22 protein-coding genes are annotated in these 16,840 nt (G+C 53.7%); 8 read left to right on the forward strand and 14 right to left on the reverse strand.

All coding sequences use genetic code 11. The features are described from left to right. Positions 1–54: 54 nt before the first annotated feature. Positions 55–1,548 carry an aldehyde dehydrogenase family protein gene (locus tag MIH19_RS09060; protein WP_249008553.1) on the reverse strand — a complete coding sequence of 498 codons (1,494 nt, stop codon included), beginning with the start codon at positions 1,546–1,548 and terminating at the stop codon, positions 55–57. A 139-nt stretch (positions 1,549–1,687) separates the two neighbouring features. Here MIH19_RS09060 and MIH19_RS09065 point away from each other — a divergent pair, with 139 nt between their 5' ends. After that, positions 1,688–2,623, forward strand: coding sequence for a LysR family transcriptional regulator (locus tag MIH19_RS09065; RefSeq protein WP_249008554.1), 936 nt, complete (start codon positions 1,688–1,690; stop codon positions 2,621–2,623). Between the two features lie 78 nt (positions 2,624–2,701). On the opposite strand, the gene MIH19_RS09070 is transcribed toward MIH19_RS09065, so the two are convergent. Continuing rightward, entirely contained in the window at positions 2,702–3,574 is an 873-nt protein-coding gene (locus tag MIH19_RS09070; RefSeq protein ID WP_249008555.1) for a LysR family transcriptional regulator, read from the reverse strand. 94 nt (positions 3,575–3,668) lie between these two features. Here MIH19_RS09070 and MIH19_RS09075 point away from each other — a divergent pair, with 94 nt between their 5' ends. Both MIH19_RS09075 and MIH19_RS09080 read left to right on the forward strand, forming a co-directional pair. Further along, positions 3,669–5,855 (forward strand): thiamine pyrophosphate-dependent enzyme, encoded by a 2,187-nt coding sequence (locus tag MIH19_RS09075; RefSeq protein ID WP_249008556.1) that lies wholly within the window; start codon positions 3,669–3,671, stop codon positions 5,853–5,855. After that, entirely contained in the window at positions 5,855–6,901 is a 1,047-nt protein-coding gene (locus MIH19_RS09080) for an ACP S-malonyltransferase (RefSeq protein WP_249008557.1), read from the forward strand. Before MIH19_RS09075 ends, MIH19_RS09080 begins: the two co-directional genes overlap by 1 nt. Positions 6,902–7,094: 193 nt before the next feature. Here the strand turns inward: MIH19_RS09080 and MIH19_RS09085 are convergent, their stop codons facing one another. From MIH19_RS09085 to MIH19_RS09100, 4 genes are all read right to left on the reverse strand, one after another. Further along, positions 7,095–7,691 carry a glutathione S-transferase gene (locus tag MIH19_RS09085; RefSeq protein WP_249008969.1) on the reverse strand — a complete coding sequence of 199 codons (597 nt, stop codon included), beginning with the start codon at positions 7,689–7,691 and terminating at the stop codon, positions 7,095–7,097. 428 nt (positions 7,692–8,119) lie between these two features. Further along, complete coding sequence (locus MIH19_RS09090) at positions 8,120–8,434, reverse strand: HigA family addiction module antitoxin (protein ID WP_249008558.1); 315 nt, start codon at positions 8,432–8,434, stop codon at positions 8,120–8,122. 10 nt (positions 8,435–8,444) lie between these two features. Continuing rightward, positions 8,445–8,723, reverse strand: a complete 279-nt coding sequence (locus MIH19_RS09095) for a type II toxin-antitoxin system RelE/ParE family toxin (protein WP_249008559.1) — start codon at positions 8,721–8,723, stop codon at positions 8,445–8,447. 191 nt (positions 8,724–8,914) lie between these two features. After that, a complete protein-coding gene (locus MIH19_RS09100; RefSeq protein ID WP_249008560.1) occupies positions 8,915–9,301 on the reverse strand; it encodes a hypothetical protein in 387 nt (128 codons plus the stop codon). A 209-nt stretch (positions 9,302–9,510) separates the two neighbouring features. Between MIH19_RS09100 and MIH19_RS09105 the strand changes: the two genes are divergently transcribed. Together MIH19_RS09105 and MIH19_RS09110 are read left to right on the forward strand one after the other, a co-directional pair. Further along, positions 9,511–9,783, forward strand: coding sequence for a type II toxin-antitoxin system Phd/YefM family antitoxin (locus MIH19_RS09105; RefSeq protein WP_249008561.1), 273 nt, complete (start codon positions 9,511–9,513; stop codon positions 9,781–9,783). After that, positions 9,764–10,036: a Txe/YoeB family addiction module toxin gene (locus MIH19_RS09110; RefSeq protein WP_249008562.1), complete on the forward strand. Its 273-nt coding sequence runs from the start codon at positions 9,764–9,766 to the stop codon at positions 10,034–10,036. Before MIH19_RS09105 ends, MIH19_RS09110 begins: the two co-directional genes overlap by 20 nt. Positions 10,037–10,108: 72 nt before the next feature. Here MIH19_RS09110 and MIH19_RS09115 read toward each other — a convergent pair whose 3' ends face one another. The 5 genes from MIH19_RS09115 to MIH19_RS09135 form a co-directional block, all read right to left on the reverse strand. Then, entirely contained in the window at positions 10,109–10,402 is a 294-nt protein-coding gene (locus tag MIH19_RS09115) for a HigA family addiction module antitoxin (protein ID WP_249008563.1), read from the reverse strand. Next, positions 10,402–10,668 carry a type II toxin-antitoxin system RelE/ParE family toxin gene (locus MIH19_RS09120; RefSeq protein WP_249008564.1) on the reverse strand — a complete coding sequence of 89 codons (267 nt, stop codon included), beginning with the start codon at positions 10,666–10,668 and terminating at the stop codon, positions 10,402–10,404. The genes MIH19_RS09115 and MIH19_RS09120 overlap by 1 nt, the downstream gene beginning before the upstream one ends. 349 nt (positions 10,669–11,017) lie before the next feature. Beyond that, complete coding sequence (locus MIH19_RS09125; protein WP_249006421.1) at positions 11,018–12,676, reverse strand: IS66 family transposase; 1,659 nt, start codon at positions 12,674–12,676, stop codon at positions 11,018–11,020. Positions 12,677–12,714: 38 nt separating this feature from the next. Next, a complete protein-coding gene (tnpB, locus tag MIH19_RS09130) occupies positions 12,715–13,083 on the reverse strand; it encodes an IS66 family insertion sequence element accessory protein TnpB (RefSeq protein ID WP_249006422.1) in 369 nt (122 codons plus the stop codon). Further along, positions 13,083–13,412, reverse strand: coding sequence for an IS66 family insertion sequence element accessory protein TnpB (locus tag MIH19_RS09135; RefSeq protein ID WP_249006423.1), 330 nt, complete (start codon positions 13,410–13,412; stop codon positions 13,083–13,085). Before MIH19_RS09135 ends, tnpB begins: the two co-directional genes overlap by 1 nt. A 483-nt stretch (positions 13,413–13,895) precedes the next feature. Between MIH19_RS09135 and MIH19_RS22435 the strand changes: the two genes are divergently transcribed. Both MIH19_RS22435 and MIH19_RS09140 read left to right on the forward strand, forming a co-directional pair. Continuing rightward, entirely contained in the window at positions 13,896–14,021 is a 126-nt protein-coding gene (locus MIH19_RS22435) for a hypothetical protein (protein WP_283164110.1), read from the forward strand. 52 nt (positions 14,022–14,073) lie between these two features. Next, positions 14,074–14,400, forward strand: coding sequence for a hypothetical protein (locus MIH19_RS09140; RefSeq protein WP_249008565.1), 327 nt, complete (start codon positions 14,074–14,076; stop codon positions 14,398–14,400). A gap of 78 nt (positions 14,401–14,478) precedes the next feature. Here the strand turns inward: MIH19_RS09140 and MIH19_RS09145 are convergent, their stop codons facing one another. From MIH19_RS09145 to MIH19_RS09155, 3 genes are all read right to left on the reverse strand, one after another. Further along, positions 14,479–14,976 (reverse strand): hypothetical protein, encoded by a 498-nt coding sequence (locus tag MIH19_RS09145; RefSeq protein ID WP_249008566.1) that lies wholly within the window; start codon positions 14,974–14,976, stop codon positions 14,479–14,481. Position 14,977: 1 nt separating this feature from the next. Continuing rightward, positions 14,978–15,298, reverse strand: coding sequence for a hypothetical protein (locus MIH19_RS09150; protein WP_249008567.1), 321 nt, complete (start codon positions 15,296–15,298; stop codon positions 14,978–14,980). Positions 15,299–15,518: 220 nt separating this feature from the next. Then, positions 15,519–15,995, reverse strand: a complete 477-nt coding sequence (locus MIH19_RS09155; RefSeq protein WP_249008568.1) for a helix-turn-helix domain-containing protein — start codon at positions 15,993–15,995, stop codon at positions 15,519–15,521. Positions 15,996–16,096: 101 nt separating this feature from the next. On the opposite strand from MIH19_RS09155, the gene MIH19_RS09160 reads away from it, so the two are divergent. After that, positions 16,097–16,837: an SDR family oxidoreductase gene (locus MIH19_RS09160; RefSeq protein ID WP_249008569.1), complete on the forward strand. Its 741-nt coding sequence runs from the start codon at positions 16,097–16,099 to the stop codon at positions 16,835–16,837. The last annotated feature ends 3 nt before the right edge of the window (positions 16,838–16,840 follow it).

Genomic DNA, 16,840 nt, shown 5'->3' on the forward strand with positions numbered 1-16,840 from the left:
CTTTTTGTGTCCAAACGTTGCCACCCGGCTACAAGCCGGGTGGCAACGTTTGGATCAATCGAACTTGATTCCTTGAGCTAAGGGCAATTCGCGAGAATAATTGATCGTATTGGTCTGGCGGCGCATATAGCTTTTCCAGACATCTGAGCCAGACTCGCGACCACCGCCGGTCTCCTTCTCGCCACCAAAGGCGCCACCGATCTCCGCGCCGCTGGGGCCGATATTGACATTGGCGATGCCACAGTCGCTTCCCACATCGGAGGTGAACATCTCAGCTTCGCGCACGTCGCTGGTGAAGATGCACGACGACAGCCCCTGAGGCACATCGTTATGTAACGCCATGGCCTCATCGAACTCCCCATAGCTCATGACGTAGAGGATCGGTGCAAAGGTCTCGCGCTTAACCAGTTCGTTCTGCTGGTCAACCTCGACGATGGCGGGTGTCACATAGTAGCCACCCGCTGCCTTGTCGATCTGCTGGCGCTCACCGCCGAATATCTTGGCGCCTTCCTGGCGTGCTTGGTCGAGAGCGTTACGCATCTGATCGAAGGCTTGGCCGTCGATTAGTGGGCCGACCAGGTTCCCTTCCATGGGGTTCCCGATGGAGACGCCGGCGTAGGCCTTTTTGAGGCGTTCGACGACCTCGTCTTTGATAGACTCATGGACAAGTAGACGGCGTAGGCTGGTGCAGCGCTGTCCCGCGGTGCCCACCGCCGAGAACAGAATGGCGCGCACGGCCATGTCCAAGTCGGCGCTGGGGGCCAGGATCATGGCGTTATTGCCGCCCAGTTCGAGAGTGCTGCGCCCGAAGCGTGCCGCAACCCGTGGACCTACATCGCGACCCATACGCGTGCTGCCAGTAGCGCTGATCAAAGGAATTCTAGGGTCATCGGCCAAGCGTTCACCGGCATCACGACCACCAATGATTACTTGGCTTAAGTGCTCAGGCGCATCATCGCCGAATTCGGCAATCGCACGCTCCAGTAAGGCCTGACAAGCCAACGCAGTGAGCGGAGTTTTTTCTGAGGGCTTCCAAATCAGGCTGTTACCACAAACCAGCGCTAGGGCGGAGTTCCAGGCCCAAGGGGCCACTGGGAAGTTAAACGCGGTAATCAATCCGATGGGGCCGAGTGGATGCCAGGTTTCGCGCATGTGGTGGCCGGGACGTTCGGAGGCGATAGTCAGCCCGAACAGCTGGCGCGACTGACCAACGGCAAGATCGCAGATATCGATCATTTCCTGTACTTCACCGATACCCTCGGGCAGGATTTTTCCGCATTCATAGGTGACTAGGGCGCCGAGATCGTCCTTATGGCGACGAAGCTGTTCGCCGAGCAAGCGCACCAGCTCGCCGCGTCGCGGCGCTGGAACCCGACGCCACTTCTCGAACGCTTGCTCGGCCCTGGCGATGCGTGCATCGATCGCATCGGCACCTTCCATGGCGACCTTGCCGATGACGCTGCCATCGATAGGCGTAATAACCTCCATGCTGCCCTGCTGATAGTGTTCAGTCTTGACGCCGAGGCGTTGCATAATAGTATCGATCATTCTATCTCCTACTGGATTTATTCGAATTTTGTGTCACTGCGGTTTGTGCGTATAGACAGTATCTATGCGGGAGTTGACACGTTTCAAGCGATGTTTAATATGGAGGTCATTCGATTTTTTCGCATAGTGAGGTCTTGCGATGAGCCGTACTCAATTGCCAACGTTGACTGCAATGCAGTGTTTCGAGGCTTCGGCTAAGTATCTCAGTTTTACGCGAGCTGCCGATGAGCTGAGCCTGACGCAGAGTGCAATTAGTAAGCAGGTTGCCCAACTTGAGTCGGTGCTTCAGCATCCGTTGTTTCTCCGGGTGCGCAAGCGTCTTCAGCTCACACCAGAGGGCTCGCAGTATTTAACCGAAGTGCACAAGATTTTGGCGCTGGCGGAGATGTCCACACGCTACATGCAGTCTTACGGGGCTCAGGGCGAGGTGCTAAACGTGACCACGTTGCCGACGTTCGGCGCACGCTGGCTGCTCCCGCGTATCAACGGTTTCCGTTTCCGGTATCCAAATGTCTATCTCAATATCGCCAACCGTATGGAGCCCTTTGACCTGGAGAAAGAGCGTATCGACGTGGCGTTCTTTTTTGGTCACGGCACCTGGCCGAATGCGGAGTGCATAAAACTTCTAGACGAGGAAATGGTGGTGGTATGCGCGCCGTCGATCATCCCAGCCTTGGGGATTGATGATCCCTTGGCGTTAACCCGATTGGTTCTTCTACAAAGCGCGACGCGCCCCAGTGCTTGGCATGACTGGTTCGAAGCCCAAGGTGCTTATACCGAGCACAGTTACTATGGGCCACGCTTTGATACCTTCGATATGGCGTTACGGGCCGCCCGTTCGGGTTGCGGTGTGGCTCTGGTGCCGCGCTTTCTAGCCGAGGAGGAGCTATCGGCGGGTCAACTCGTCATTCCGTGGCCGTTCTCGTTAGCCAGTCGCGATGCCTACTACATAGCCTACCCCGAACATAAAGCGGAGATGACCAAGGTGAAGGGCTTCATCGAGTGGATTCTCGAGCATCTTGAGGTGCCACCCACGAAGCCAGAGGCCGGTTGCCGTAGCCTTCCAAAGGCGTAATCTCGATACAGGGCAGTAATTGGAAAGTGGCGGATTTTTGGGTGTACTGTAATGTCACCGACGTACGCCTTGTCAGGCTCAGCGGCGATAAATTCTTGTGCCAGTACGTTGCCGAACACCGGCTACCTGCCCGCAGACCTCTTTCAAAGCGTTTTGCAGCGTCCCGTTCAGTTCGCTCGAGTAGGCCAGCCCGATCTGAATGTCCGATTGGAAATCCGTCAAGGGTCGCAAAACCATGTCCAGGCGTCGCCGGGTTTCTGGCCAGTCTGGCACCAAAGCCAGGCCTATGCCCGCCGCCACCAATCCCAAACTGTATTCAATAGTGCGCAGGTGAGCCCTCGGTGCGATGACCACCCCTTGATGAATCAATGCCTGGCGTAACGCCTCTGTTGCCTCGCAATAAGCACGCAAGATAAAGGGCTGCTCGTTAAGGTCACTCAATGTCAGCCGCTTTTTGAGTGATAAAGGATGTCCCGACGGTAATGCCAAACGATAACGATCGTTCCAGATAGGCACGAAAATTTCATGAGGTTGGCGCATGCCGGCCGTTACGATACGGGCATCACTAGCTTCTTCCGGATCAACCAGCGTCAGCTCCAGGTTTTCGCTGTGGGCCATTAAACGTTTTAACCAATTACTCATTCGTTCAGCACCGAGCGACCGCATCAACCCCAGTCTTAGCGGCAGGGGCCGCCCGCTGCGGTTGAAGCTGCTTACTATCGCCTCGCTGTCTGCAATCAACCGCGCGGCAAGTGGGTAAAGACGCTGACCGGCACTGGTTGGGCGAACCCCTTTGGAATGGCGTTCGAACAACGGAATGCCTAGCTCACCTTCCAGTTGGGCTATGGCGGCAGAAATGGACGGCTGCGCGACAAAGCAACGGCGTGACGCGGCGCTGACCGAACCTGTTTCGTAGGTAGCGAGAAAGTATCGCAGCAGTCGCAAATCCATAGGAAAAACCGATGTCACATAGAGTCATTGGATATTATACCTCTGGCTATCGAGGCGATAGGATAAGTAAGCAACTAAACTGGAGAATTACGCCATGACTGTCGAACTCTTCCGGGCCCTGCGGCATCGGATTACCGAGGGAGAACTTCCGGACGTTTCCGCCGGCACCGCTCACGCGGCAGGGTTAAGTCGTTTCGACCTCATCGAACTGTTTGAGAGCCAGGTACAAAGTCGACTGATTGATTTGCGGGCCAGAGTGCTGCAAGCCCGTGGCGATGCTTATTACACGATCGGCAGCGCCGGTCACGAAGGCAATGCTGCTATCGCAAAGGCGCTGCGACTGACCGACCCCGCTTTTTTGCACTACCGCGATGCCGCCTTCTTCATCCAGCGAAGTAAGGCGTTACCCGGGCAGACCGTTAGCTGGGACATGTTGCTAAGCTTTATGGCGTCTTCCGATGACCCGATCGCCGGTGGTCGGCATAAAGTGCTGGGGTCGAAAGCGCTAAGCATACCTCCGCAGACGAGCACCATTGCTTCCCATTTGCCCAAAGCAGTGGGGGCAGCCTATGGCCTGGGCTTGTGGAAACGCCTGGGCGGAGCAGGAGAGTGGCCAACAGACAGTGTCGTTTTATGCAGTTTTGGTGATGCCTCTCTCAATCACTCTACCGCCCAAGGCGCGATCAATACGGCGTGCTGGACTGCCTATCAGGGCCTGCCCATGCCGCTGATCTTTGTATGCGAGGATAATGGTCTCGGTATTTCCACACCAACGCCCCAGGGCTGGGTGGCCGCCTCCATGGCGAATCGCCCCGGCCTGCATTATATCGCTTGCAACGGCCTGGACCTGCTGGACACCTGGCAAGCGGCTAGCCGCGCCGCCATTTTTGCCCGCACCCACCGGCAACCGGTTTTCCTTCACATGCGCTGTGTGCGCCTTTATGGCCACGCCGGATCTGATGCACAACAAGCTTACCTGAGCCAGGCCCAGATTCAGGCCATGACCAATGAAGACCCGCTGGCCCACGGTGCCGCCCGACTGCTGCGTGAGACCCACCTCAGCCGAGCCGATCTGGGCCAGCTGCTCGATACGGCCTGGAATCGCTTAAGTGCCGTTGGCGATCAAGCATCCCAACGCCCACGCTTGCGCGGCTCGGAAGCCGTAATGAGTGCTATCGTGCCACCCATCAGGCCCAGCCTTGCCAATCCGGCTGCAGAATTACCGGCAATCGATCCCACGCCCCAGCCCATGGCCCGATTAATCAATCAGAGCCTACACAGGCTGATGGCACGCTTCCCACAATTGGTAATGGCGGGCGAGGATATTGGCAACAAAGGGGGCGTCTACGGGGTAACCCAGCGACTTCAGCAACAATATGGCCGCCATAGAGTGATTGATACTCTTTTGGATGAGCAAAGCATACTGGGGCTGGGCATCGGCATGGGGCAGAACGGCCTGATCCCGATTCTGGAAATCCAGTTTTTAGCCTATCTACACAATGCCGAGGATCAACTGCGTGGCGAAGCGGCAACCCTGAGCTTTTTCTCTAACGGCCAATTTACAAATCCGATGGTCGTTCGTATCGCCGGGCTGGGTTACCAGAAAGGCTTTGGTGGCCACTTCCACAATGACAACAGCCTGGCCGTATTGCGCGACATCCCCGGTTTACTGGTGGCTTGTCCCAGTGATGGCACCAGTGCCGTAGGCCTCCTGCAAGAAGCAGTACGCCTGGCCGATGAAGAACAGCGGGTGGTCGTAATCATCGAACCCATCGCCCGTTATCATAATCGCGATCTGCTGACCGAAGGCGACCAGTTGGCCTGTCAGCCAGACCCCGGACCGGATTACCGCTTGCCCCGCGGCCGCTTCCGCCAATGCCGTCCAGGTAGCCACCTGGCTATCATCACTTACGGCAATGGTGTGACGCTCAGCCTGCAGGCGGCCGAGCAACTGGCACCGGAGGGTATCTCGGTGCGGGTAATAGACCTCTGCTGGCTAACCGAAATTGACCATGCTGCCCTTTATGAAGCGGTGAAGGATTGCAAACAGATTCTGGTTGTCGATGAATGCCGTCGACACGGCTCGATCAGTGAAGAGCTGATCAGTGAGTTGAGTGCTCAGGGTGTCGCCAGTTCCCGCATGGATCGCGTGACCGCGCTGGACAGCTTTATCGCCCTGGGTGAAGCCTCCACCAGCACGCTCCCAGCCGTTGGAGATATCCTTGAGCATGTTCGTGCCCTGACCGGGGCCGATTCCACTGCAATTGAGAAAGGTGCCTGATGTCCACATCCAAACAACGCGTTGTTGTCGTCTGTCCCGGACGCGGCACCTACAATGCCCCCGAATGGGGCTACCTCAAGCGTCACCATGCGGATAAAAGCGCTTTGCTGGAGAGCTTCGACGACTATCGGCGTCAACACCAGCAGCCAACTCTGACAGAGCTGGACGAAGAGAAAGCCTATTCGCTGAAACTGCACAGCCGGGGAGACCATGCATCGGGACTGATCTACGCGTGTGCCTACGCTGACTTTTTGGATATCGACCAAGATCGCTATGAGATCGTTGCTGTTACCGGCAACTCCATGGGTTGGTATATCAGCCTGGCGATCGCCGGTGCGCTGGATGCACAAAAGGGCCTGCATCTGGTCAACACTATGGGCGGATTAATGCAGGAGCGCCTGATTGGCGGCCAACTTCTCATTCCCTGGGTGGATGACGACTGGCGTCCAGACTGGGATGCCCGCGCCCGCTACCTGGCTTTAGCCGATGAGATCTGCAAAAGTGGCGAAGGCCGGGCTTATCTGTCCATCGATCTGGGCGGTATGATGGTGTTTGGTGCCGACACACCGGGTATGGCAGCCCTGAATCGTGGACTGCCCAAAAAAGACCATTTTCCCATGCGGTTGCTCAATCACGCGGCCTTCCATACGCCACTGCAAGAGCCGGTGCGGGCGATGGCAAAGGAAGCCTTGGGGCCAGCGCTGTTCGGCAGGCCAGAGATTCCTTTAATTGACGGCCGCGGCCACATCTGGTCTCCCTGGAGTACAGATCACAAGGCGCTTTGGGACTACACCCTGAGCCATCAGTTGACCCAACCCTACGATTTCAACGCTGCTTTGCGTGTTGCTGTTCGTGAATTCGCGCCGGACAAACTGATTATTTTGGGGCCGGGCACAACCCTGGGAGGAGCCGTCGCCCAGAGCCTGATTCTGAGCAACTGGCAGGATATGAACAGTAAAGCCGCCTTCAAGCAGCGACAGGAAGACAACCCACTGATGATATCCATGGGAATGCCAGAGCAGCGGCCAATCGTGCTTCGCCAGTGATGAGCATTTTTGCGGCTGAAACGGGCCGCATTTATTATTTCGACTCAGAGTCATAAGCCGTACGCGCTCGATCATGGTGGTCTTGGCATGGTCGAACAGGATTTTTTGAGGCACTGCGCCGAAGAATTGGCACGTATCTTCAATACTACGCAACCAGTCATCTTGGAGGTTAAAACGGTTTAAGTGCTTAGTGTTAAGAAGGAAAAACCACAACGTCATCTCCCTCTTGCCATGGCCTAAACTTGGTCATGACTTGCAGAAAGAATGAGTGCTCTAACCAGTGTTGTAACCACAGATGCAGGTTCGGATAAGGGAGGCTGTAAAAAACATCGCGATCCACATGGGCGAATTGGCGGACAAAAGGCATGATGCCAATATCGGCAATAGTCGCGTTATCCCCCAGTAAGCAAGGGTTTTTAGTCAGCAACGCCTCTAAAACCTGTAAAAAGACCTCACCCCGTTGCCGGTACTCTGATTGGCTCATTTCGAGATATCGGTCGGCGTATTTGTAGCGATCCAACCAATGTTTAAATTCGTTGTCGTTTTGCTCAATCAGAGCATTGGCCTGATGCAAAACCGTTGCATCCAACAGCCCTTGTGGATCTTGCTGCCGAAGCGCCCACACCATTATTTCCCGGCTCTCTTCAACCACGGTACCATCACAACGCTGTAAAACAGGCACGGTGCCTTTCGGACTAATCGCCAGCATCTGGTCCGGTTTGTTTTTCAATATTATCTCCCGCAGTTCCACCTGCAAACCAGCAAACAAGAGGCCGAGACGGGCGCGCATAGCATAGGGACAGCGACGAAAAGAGTACAGGCGATGACGTGAGGAAGTCATGGGTATTTTTCGCAGTTGAATCGAAATCCGTGGGCTTAGAGTCACTGATTTCAGTGGTTACTTAATGTCACTCTTGATCGCTGTTAAAGAGGGAAGTCCTGTACAGATTTATATCGTCAATTTTTTAAAATTAATGATTTTAACCTGAATGGCGCTCAGCCGACGCAATTGCACCGATATCTACACATAGAAACCCAGCTGTAGTGGTCAAGAGCACTTGAGATCGCTTTCTGGACTTGTTTGGCTTGAGGATTCCAGCTCCTTAAAGATTCCAAACATGATGATTACCTGTGGAGTACGCTCAAACCTAACGCCCGGCTCACGCGCCAGTTTGGAGCCGCGAAGCGGCGGAAAATCGGTCGCTGTGCAGACGTTGGTTATGCCCTGTGCCCCATCTCTGGCCCGGAGTTCCAGGGGCGAATATTCTTCAACTGATCCTCAAGGGCATCTTCTGCAATCTCAGTGTCATAGGCTGTCTGAACCCGCAGCCAGTAGCCGTTAGATAAACCAAGAAAGCGACAGAGCCGGAGATCGGTGTCTGCGGTTATTGAACGCTTACCCGCGATAATCTGGCCGATTCGCTGGGCCGGGACCCCAATTTCTTTTGCAAGACGGTATTGAGAAATACCCATGGGCTCAATAAATTCTTCTTTCAGCAACTCGCCGGGCGTTACAGCATCAATGTTGCGCATGATTTAGCTCCTAGTGGTAATCAATAATTTCAATGTCTTCCGCACCAGCTTTGGTCCAGCGAAAGCACACCCGAAACTGCTTGTTGATTCGAATGCTATGCTGACCTCGACGATCACCAGACAACGGCTCCAGCTTATTACCGGGTGGTACTTTAAGATCATCCAGCTGACCTGCTGCCTGAAGCTGCCGAATTTTCCTCAAGGCAACGCGCTCAAAATTGACGAATCGCCTTACACGGCGACCACCTGCCAGCTTCTCGGTATCCTTACACTTGAACGATATGATCATGCATAGATAATGACGCGATGCGTTAATAACGTCAAGCGTTAATGCTGGAGCGATCAGGCTTTACGAAAAGGCATAACGTAAAAGTAACCGGCGCTGCGCGGTTTCATAGCGCAGCGTCGGGTTGACTGCCGGGTTGGGCGGCACTATCCGGCATCGGAGAGCACCGCCCCCCAAAACTCCCGGCACCGGACTTAACTTTTCACCTTCTCGATCATGTGGTTGATGACATGGCTGTGCTCGCGCTGAGGGCTGAACATAACGATCTCCGCGTCTGCATCGACCTTTACGTTGTGCCCGGGTGGCCAGTAAAACAGATCATTCGCGTTGACCGTCTCCTGCGCGCCGCCAACGTCGGTCGTGGTGAGTTGACCACGCAAGACGTAGCCCCAGTGGGGGCATTGGCATAAGTCGCCTTCCAGTCCCTGGAACAGCGGGGTGGTATCAACGCCCGCCGAGAGACTGAAGTACTCGCAGCTGATTTTGCCTAATCCGGTCGCATCGCCGAAATCCGTTCGCTGACGGATCACGGCACCTGGGATATCCATCTTAACGTCCACGTCCTCTTTGGCTATTCGCATGCTCGTTTCTCCGATGTATCAATGGGATGCTTTTGTTTGGTGATCTGTCTATCGCCGCATCCGCTTCAAGCAATAGACGCCCAACGCTGCCAACACGTGCAGCTTTGTAGTGAAGGCAAAGCCGCAACGAAAAAGCTGTCGCTGTGCTTGGCCTTGTTAGGGCTATTGCGATATAGTTGTACGGATTTTCCGTACGTGATGGTGAGACTATGAATATAATCAGTGTAAACAAGTTCAGAGACAACCTGAAAAGCGTTGTAGAGCAGGTTATTAGCAGACACGAACCTCTCAAGGTGACGCGTCGTGCTGGAGAAGCATTCGTGATCATGAGTGCTGAGGACTGGGAAAGAGAACAAGAAACACTGCATGTTCTTCAGAATCAAGATCTGATGCAACAAATTGCGGCCTCCCTCGATACTCACAGCCGTGGCCAAGGATACATACCTAATAATGAGCAGATGAATGAGATTACTGGTATTTGAGGGCAGCACCTGGGAGGCATATGAAAAGATGCGCGAGAAGGACAAGAAGCTGCACAAAGCTCTCTGCAAACTGCTGAAAGAAATGCTCCGCTCTGACGATCCATCAGCTGGCATCGGCAAACCCGAGCCGCTTAAACATAGCTTGTCAGGTTTGTGGTCAAGGCGCATCTCACAGAAGGATAGGTTCATATACCGGTTCGACGAAAGATCCATTTATGTTTTTGCCATTGGAGGACATTACGATAAACCCTAACGCCAGCAGCAGGCGCGGTTTAGGTGTTGCGACGAAGGATCAACGACTAAACAGTCGCCCGGCCTGCACTGGTTAAGCTGCTTCGAAGTCCAAGGGATGAATACCATCCAGATTGACCGTGCTACGGGCTACCCATAGATCATACATATCTTGCATAGCCAACCAGCTCTCAGGAGTACGCCCGAGAACCTTAGATAGCCGCAAAGACATCTCCGGGCTGATACCACTATCCCCTTTGAGCAAGCGAGACAACGTAGAAGGGGAAACGCCCAAACTGGAAGCAAGCTGACGGGAACTGATGCCGAAAGGCTCCAGATACACCTCCCGAATGAACTCACCAGGATGTGGCGGGTTATGCATAGTCATTAGTGGTAATCCTCATAATCAAGAATGTAGGCGTTGCTGTCCTGAAATTCGAACGTCATGCGCCAATTTCCGTTAACCCAAATCGACCACCGCCCTTTGTCTGTTCCCTTCAATGAGTGAAGCCGAAAACCAGGGATGTCTATGTCTTCTACCGAAATGGCGGTATTCAGAGCAGCGAGCTGCATGCGCAGCTTCTTGGCGTGATCAGACTGTATGCCAGACGAGTAGAACCGTTTCAGACCTTTGTGACGGAATGATCTAATCATGAGGGAGCTCTAGCATGTTGCGCACCACGCAACAACAAGGCATAACGCCCGCATAAACTGCGGAGTAAAGTTGGCGCCTTTTTTGCGGCCTTTTGAAAAAAAGACGACAACTTTACGGAGTCAGATTTAATGCGTTTGTGTACGCCCAGCATGGGCATGAACTAATGGGGTGAAAGTCCCCTGTGGAAAGATCACCGTTCAGCCGGTTTTACCGATTGAACGCTAACCACTAGCGAATGGCAGGGGCCAACCCGTGAGGCGCGGTCTCCGGAACGCCGGCCGAAAGTAAGCCGCTAGCACAGCTGCGAGCTGATGAACAGTAAGCGCCCTTAAATCGACCCACTTGTCCTCAGTCGATCTGCGACACTTTTTTTGAGACCCGCTCCAGATCCACATTCCACGGCAGTAGTGCCTCTAGCTTTTCCAGCGTGTCTGCCTCGGCAATGCGCTCCAGTATATGTTGGATATAGACCGAGGGTTCCAAGCTATTTGCCTTAGCGGTCTCGACAAGGGAATAGCACGTTGCGCTGGCGCGTGCGCCCCGCGAAGTGTCTGCGAACAGCCAGGCGCGGCGTCCCAGAGCAAACGGGCGGATGGCATTTTCGGCCAGCACGTTGCTGATCTGCAGATCGCCTCGCTCGCAGTAACCGATCAGAGTAGGCCACTGGTTCAGCGTATAATCCATGGCCTTGCGAGTCATCGTGCCCTTGGCGACCTTGCCGGCATTGGCCTCAAGCCAGGCCTTGAATGACGCCAGTCTGGGCACGCTCAGCTCCTGACGGATGCGATGACGCTCGCCTTCACTCAGCTCTTTGATCTGACGCTCGATGGCGTAGAGTTTGTTGATATGGCTTAGAGCTACATCGGCCTTGGAGACCTTTATGGCTTTGCCTTTACCTTGAGGCTTGGACCCTTTGATAGCTTCCACGAACTTACGTCTCGCGTGGTCCCAGCAACCAATTCGAGTGATGTTGTTATCCCGGCAGACTTTGCCATAGCCAGAGTAACCATCGGCTTGCAGGATACCGTTAAAATCATCGAGCAGACGCACCGGTACTTTGCCTGCTCGTGAAGGGTCGTATTCAAATAGAACCGACGGTCGCCCTGGCGGGCCACCGCGGGTGACCCACATCCACTTATCAGATTGCGCCGTTTTGCCGTCTTCTTTCAGAACGTACATTCGGGATTCATCGGCTTGCAGGTAATCACTGCTGTTCTGCACTTCTCGCATCAGGTTGATCAGCGGTTTGAACACGTCATCCAGGCGGATCACCCAATGGGCCATATTGGTACGGCTGATCTCATGCCCCAAGCGCTTGAACATGTATTCCAAACGATACAGCGGCAAGCCATCGGCGTATTTTGAGGTGATGATGTACGCCAGTAAGGAGGGTGTGGCCGTGCACTTGCCCAATGGGTGTATTGGGCGAGCGGCTGCCACCAAACGTTCCTCACCGTTGTTTTCGAATACGGCTTTTTCCTGCCAGTATTCGAGAACCTTGAATTGGGCTGGAATGAACTGCAGTTCTTCTTTCACTTTAGTGAAGAAGGTCTTACTGGCACCGGCTTTGTCTTCGTCGCTCAGAGTCAGTTCGATGCGCTCACGCACCAGCTTATCCGAGAAGCCACGTTGGCGACGTTTACGGGTCGCAGGTGGTGCCTCTTCTTCTTTGACATCGTCTGGCAGCTGATTGCGCAGATCATCAATCTCGGCTTCCAGTTCTGCTTCGTCAAACAAATGAATCTGGTGTTTGGACTTTTCGCTGCTGGCGCCGAACTGCTGAATGCGCTTCCAACGCAGCAGCTCTTCGAGGATCTGGATGTATTGGTCGCGTTGTTTGACCGCCTGGGTGCTCTGTGCAAGCGCTTCATCGCGCTGCTCAACTTCAGCGCTCTTGGCGGCCAGTTCTTGCTGAAGCCCCTCAATCACCGACAGCAATTCAGCGGCCATTAGGCCGCTGATATCGGGTGCTTCTGAAGGGGTTTCAGGCTTTAATTTCATGAACAAATTATAGCAAAACCAGTGCCTTGAAGCACGTAAAAAGCCTAAATAACCGCCTCATAATGCAGAGTTTTATGGCCTTTTAGCAGGGCAATATCGTAGCCGTCCAGCAGCCAGTTAATCTGCTCGCCGGTCAGTGCCATCAGCTCATCCGAGGCCTTTGGCCACTTGAATTTCTCCTCAGCCAGCGCCTTGTAATAGAGGACAAATCCGTTGTCTTCCCACATCAGGCATTTGATCTTATTCCGCTGTCGGTTGGTGAAGGCGTAAAGCGCCCCGGTGAACGGATTGTGGCCCAACTCCTGCTCAACCAGTACCGCCAGACCATTGGCCTGTTTGCGAAAATCCACCGGCGCCCGATACAAATAAATCTGGGGCAACGATAAGGATGGACGTAAGTAACGATGGCGCATCACAGTTGCCTCAGCACTGCGCCCAGCAACTCAATATTGCCGGCGTGTAAACCGGTGATCGCAACACCGCCGGGCAAGGATACGGTCAGGCCATTGGCGTCGCCGGCATCAACACCCATGCGAGAAGCAGAAGAAACAACCCGCGTGAATCCGGTGGTTACCGGCGCCTGAGTTCGATAATCTTCACCAGACGTTAGCTTCTGGCGCCAATAAACGAATTGATGGTAAATCAAAGACTGCTGTTTACAGAAAGCGTTGCCGGACAAGCCCGTGGCTTCCCAGTCGTTAATCTGCTGCTGCCAGAAGTGCACTTTTTCGGTCGGGGTCATGCTGATTCCTCATGGAACGGGTGAGGAGTTCAGTGTGTGCAATTGCGGGGCTGGGGTGTAGGTGCTGATTTATGGGCGCTTACGATGAACAAGAACATCATATGAGGCGTAGGCCGGAGGCGAGTTCGCACAAGCCGACGGGGCGGCCTCCCGCGAAGCCACGTGATCTGACGGCCACCGTAAATGATGCAGTTGTGCAGTGAAAGTTCATGTTCTTATCTGGGGCGGTCCGACGCATCGGGATCTGCTCAACGAGCGATCGGTCAATTACCAGTCAGGCCACTGGTCGATCAAGCCTAGGCGCAGCCGTTGCCATCGGCGGTTGCGAGCGAACGAGGTGGACACCGATAGCGCCGATGGGGGCAATCCCGCCGGTGATTGAGCAGAAGTCAGCAGCCGGCATAGTAGCCAAACGCCCATCGTAATGGTTGGGACACGGTGAAGGCCTGAACACTTAGTTGAATAAAGCCGAAAGGAGGAGCCATGACAGACTTGAACACACGAACACCGTCCGGTGATGACGTGATTCAGCGTATGGATATGAAGCCAGCCTTTAGCGAAGATCTACTCGGACAAGCGTTGCAACCTGAAAACCTTCAGGCGGCATGAAAACGCGTTCGAGCCAATAAAGGGGCGGCTGGCATCGACGGGATGACCGTTGATGAGTTCCCCGCTTGGGCAAGGTGTCGACTGGTACAACTTCGAGCACCATCACGGCGGTCTGGCCGGGTTCACGCCGGAACAGGTGTTTACCGGTCGATATCAGGAACTGGCTGTTACACGGCAGCAAGCGCTGGACCGCTGGTATCAGGCAAACCCTGAACGTTTTGTGTGCGGCCGGCCAGTTGCCCACATGCCGCCGACATCCGTGGCCATCAATCCGATTTCATCGGAAGAGGCTAAACTGGGAGTGCCATCTGCCGTGAACTTTCCCACACTCGCAAGAGCAAAACACACAGCACGAGAAACTACATTAATTCTGGAGTAGCTGTCCGAAACAGGTTGACAGGTTCCGCCCTCGGCTACCCGATTATGCTATAAAGAATAGATACTAGTGTGATCCTTGCTATATACCTTTAACTACCTTCTTAATGGATTCACTTTCCAGAAAATCAGAGTCTACCTTCACAAGTTTGCCGTTATCCCCAATTATGAAAATGTACGACTTTTCTTTATCGCCAGAGTACACGATAGAGTATTCGCCTGAAGACCATCTCTCAACATCCCGACCTTCGACAAAGGACTCTTGCATTAGCTTGATATTATCTTGGTCACATTCAGGTTTATCGGTATCGAAGAAAACAGTTTTAAAGAAAGTACTGGATGGGCATCCATAATTAATGGTTTTGTCATTTGTCATATCTGAAAAAGCCAAGAACCTCTTACCCAGCTCATCCCCGTATCTAAATATTAAAATATTTTGGTTATCTCCTGCATCGCCTACCACAGAGAAGTTCCCGGGGATTTCAAACCTGAGATCAGAATAAACCAGTTCAACACCTGTCTTTGCAAATGCGCTAATAGAAAAAAATGACAGAAGAATAAAAAATCCGGTTTTAAACATATTAAATTCCTTTTAACGCCATAGTTACTTCAGATTTATAGCTTGCGCTAATTTTGACTTTGCAAACATGGTAAACCGATGTATTTCCGGAAATTATATTCTTACCAATACTTGCAATCTGTTTAACTATGTATGAGATTCCCGGCTTGCCGCCACTGGGCCTTGGAACGAGATCCATTGATGCAGAACACGACTGAGCTTCAGAGATTGCTGTGTAAACTACCTCAGCAGATCTCTCATTTACTGACTGAGGCGATGCTGTGCCGTTCCCCCAAAAATAGTTGATAACTGCAGATATGTATTCCCTATCGTAGTAATCCATGCCCAAATCTCCCTTTGGCTTGTTTTATGAATGATGTCCTCGTGGACCGCTTAGAAACTACCAAAAAATGATGGCTCCCGCCAGAGCATAACGCCTGGCTCACGCGCCGGTTTGGAGGCGCAGGGCGGCGTAAAACCGGTCGCTGTGCAGCCGATGGTTATGTTGATACTGTACCGTCGCGTACTTTCAAACTTGCCCGGCGAGGTTGGACACGCACCTACTAAGGCAGCAATTCCTTAGATAGATCCTGCCAGTGGGGACTTGCTTCCACGCGAATATCCCTCGCGGTCACCGGCTCACCGCAACAGGAGCATACAGTAACCGGCTGCATGGCCTGGCCGCACTTTCTATGTATGTGAACAATCGGGCCACCGCGTTCACCTACCATATGCTTATCACCCCAATGAACCAAAGCCAACATAACCGGGTGCAGCTCCAGTCCTTTCTCTGTTAACCGGTATTCTTCCCGCACAGGTTTCTGCTGATACGGGGCTTTGTACAAAACCCCGTTTTCAACCAGCTTCTTGAGACGGTCGGCTAGAACGTGACGGGTAATCCCGAGGCGCTTCTCGATGCCATCGAAACGCCGCAAACCCAGAAAGCATTCCCGCAGAACCATCATTGTCCACCTGTCCCCGACAACCGACAGCGTTCGAGCCAACGAACAAGGCTGTTTGTCCAGATCCTCCCACCGCATAAATCACACTCTCTTAGAAACTCCTGTAAAGAATAGCTTGACAGGTTCTAAAAAGGAACCCAGTCTACGTGGGTTCCAAAAAAGAACTTAGGAGAGGGCACATGAAAGAATCGCAAAAAGCGCCACCTGTAGCAGTCGTTATCGGCGCTGGTGATGCAACTGGCGGGGCCATTGCCCGGCGGTTTGCCCGCGAAGGTTACACCACCGTGGTCACTCGCCGACGCCAGGAAGCTTTGACTTCACTGGTAGAAACCATTAGGGCGGAAGGCGGGCAGGTTCACGGGTTTGGGTGCGATGCTCGTGACGAAAAGGCCATGGTCGAGCTGTTCAGGCACGTAGAGGAGCAGATTGGAGAAATCGATGTCGTGATCTTCAACATCGGCGCCAACGTCCGTTTTTCAATCACCGAAACCACCGAGCGTGTATATAGGAAGGTTTGGGAAATGGCCGCACTAGCCGGGTTCTTGACCGGCCGTGAAGCCGCCAGGGCCATGCTACCGCGAAACAAAGGCACCATTATATTCACTGGTGCCACCGCGTCACTTCGCGGAAGCAGCGGCTTCAGCGCATTTGCAGGGGCCAAGTTTGCCCTGCGCGCCCTGGCTCAGAGTATGGCCCGAGAGCTAGGCCCCAAAGGCATACACGTTGCTCACCCCATTATTGACGGCGCGATTGATACCGATTTCATCCGCGAAAATTTCCCAGACAGGTATGCTCAAAAGGACCAGGACGGCATCCTGAAGCCTGAACACATCGCCGAGCAGTACTGGCAAATACACTGCCAGCCCCGGGACTCGTGGACCCACGAGCTGGACTTACGGCCCTGGATGGAAACTTTCTAATAA

Origin of the sequence: Marinobacter sp. M1C, from assembly GCF_023314135.1 — a bacterium.
Taxonomy (GTDB): Bacteria; Pseudomonadota; Gammaproteobacteria; order Pseudomonadales; family Oleiphilaceae; genus Marinobacter.

Excerpts from the sequence above, each read along its gene's own strand:
- MIH19_RS09110 (WP_249008562.1), top strand. The coding sequence starts at position 9,764 with ATGAGATTACTGGTATTTGAGGGCAGCACCTGGGAGGCATATGAAAAG.
- MIH19_RS09080 (WP_249008557.1), top strand. The coding sequence starts at position 5,855 with ATGTCCACATCCAAACAACGCGTTGTTGTCGTCTGTCCCGGACGCGGC.
- MIH19_RS09100 (WP_249008560.1), bottom strand. The coding sequence starts at position 9,301 with ATGCGAATAGCCAAAGAGGACGTGGACGTTAAGATGGATATCCCAGGT.
- MIH19_RS09150 (WP_249008567.1), bottom strand. The coding sequence starts at position 15,298 with ATGGATTACTACGATAGGGAATACATATCTGCAGTTATCAACTATTTT.
- MIH19_RS09085 (WP_249008969.1), bottom strand. The coding sequence starts at position 7,691 with ATGCGCGCCCGTCTCGGCCTCTTGTTTGCTGGTTTGCAGGTGGAACTG.
- MIH19_RS09105 (WP_249008561.1), top strand. The coding sequence starts at position 9,511 with ATGAATATAATCAGTGTAAACAAGTTCAGAGACAACCTGAAAAGCGTT.
- MIH19_RS09160 (WP_249008569.1), top strand. The coding sequence starts at position 16,097 with ATGAAAGAATCGCAAAAAGCGCCACCTGTAGCAGTCGTTATCGGCGCT.
- MIH19_RS09120 (WP_249008564.1), bottom strand. The coding sequence starts at position 10,668 with ATGATTAGATCATTCCGTCACAAAGGTCTGAAACGGTTCTACTCGTCT.
- MIH19_RS09065 (WP_249008554.1), top strand. The coding sequence starts at position 1,688 with ATGAGCCGTACTCAATTGCCAACGTTGACTGCAATGCAGTGTTTCGAG.
- MIH19_RS09155 (WP_249008568.1), bottom strand. The coding sequence starts at position 15,995 with ATGCGGTGGGAGGATCTGGACAAACAGCCTTGTTCGTTGGCTCGAACG.
- MIH19_RS09095 (WP_249008559.1), bottom strand. The coding sequence starts at position 8,723 with ATGATCATATCGTTCAAGTGTAAGGATACCGAGAAGCTGGCAGGTGGT.
- MIH19_RS22435 (WP_283164110.1), top strand. The coding sequence starts at position 13,896 with ATGACAGACTTGAACACACGAACACCGTCCGGTGATGACGTGATTCAG.
- MIH19_RS09115 (WP_249008563.1), bottom strand. The coding sequence starts at position 10,402 with ATGACTATGCATAACCCGCCACATCCTGGTGAGTTCATTCGGGAGGTG.
- MIH19_RS09135 (WP_249006423.1), bottom strand. The coding sequence starts at position 13,412 with ATGACCCCGACCGAAAAAGTGCACTTCTGGCAGCAGCAGATTAACGAC.
- MIH19_RS09090 (WP_249008558.1), bottom strand. The coding sequence starts at position 8,434 with ATGCGCAACATTGATGCTGTAACGCCCGGCGAGTTGCTGAAAGAAGAA.
- MIH19_RS09075 (WP_249008556.1), top strand. The coding sequence starts at position 3,669 with ATGACTGTCGAACTCTTCCGGGCCCTGCGGCATCGGATTACCGAGGGA.
- MIH19_RS09145 (WP_249008566.1), bottom strand. The coding sequence starts at position 14,976 with ATGTTTAAAACCGGATTTTTTATTCTTCTGTCATTTTTTTCTATTAGC.
- MIH19_RS09140 (WP_249008565.1), top strand. The coding sequence starts at position 14,074 with ATGAGTTCCCCGCTTGGGCAAGGTGTCGACTGGTACAACTTCGAGCAC.
- MIH19_RS09060 (WP_249008553.1), bottom strand. The coding sequence starts at position 1,548 with ATGATCGATACTATTATGCAACGCCTCGGCGTCAAGACTGAACACTAT.
- MIH19_RS09070 (WP_249008555.1), bottom strand. The coding sequence starts at position 3,574 with ATGGATTTGCGACTGCTGCGATACTTTCTCGCTACCTACGAAACAGGT.
- tnpB (WP_249006422.1), bottom strand. The coding sequence starts at position 13,083 with ATGCGCCATCGTTACTTACGTCCATCCTTATCGTTGCCCCAGATTTAT.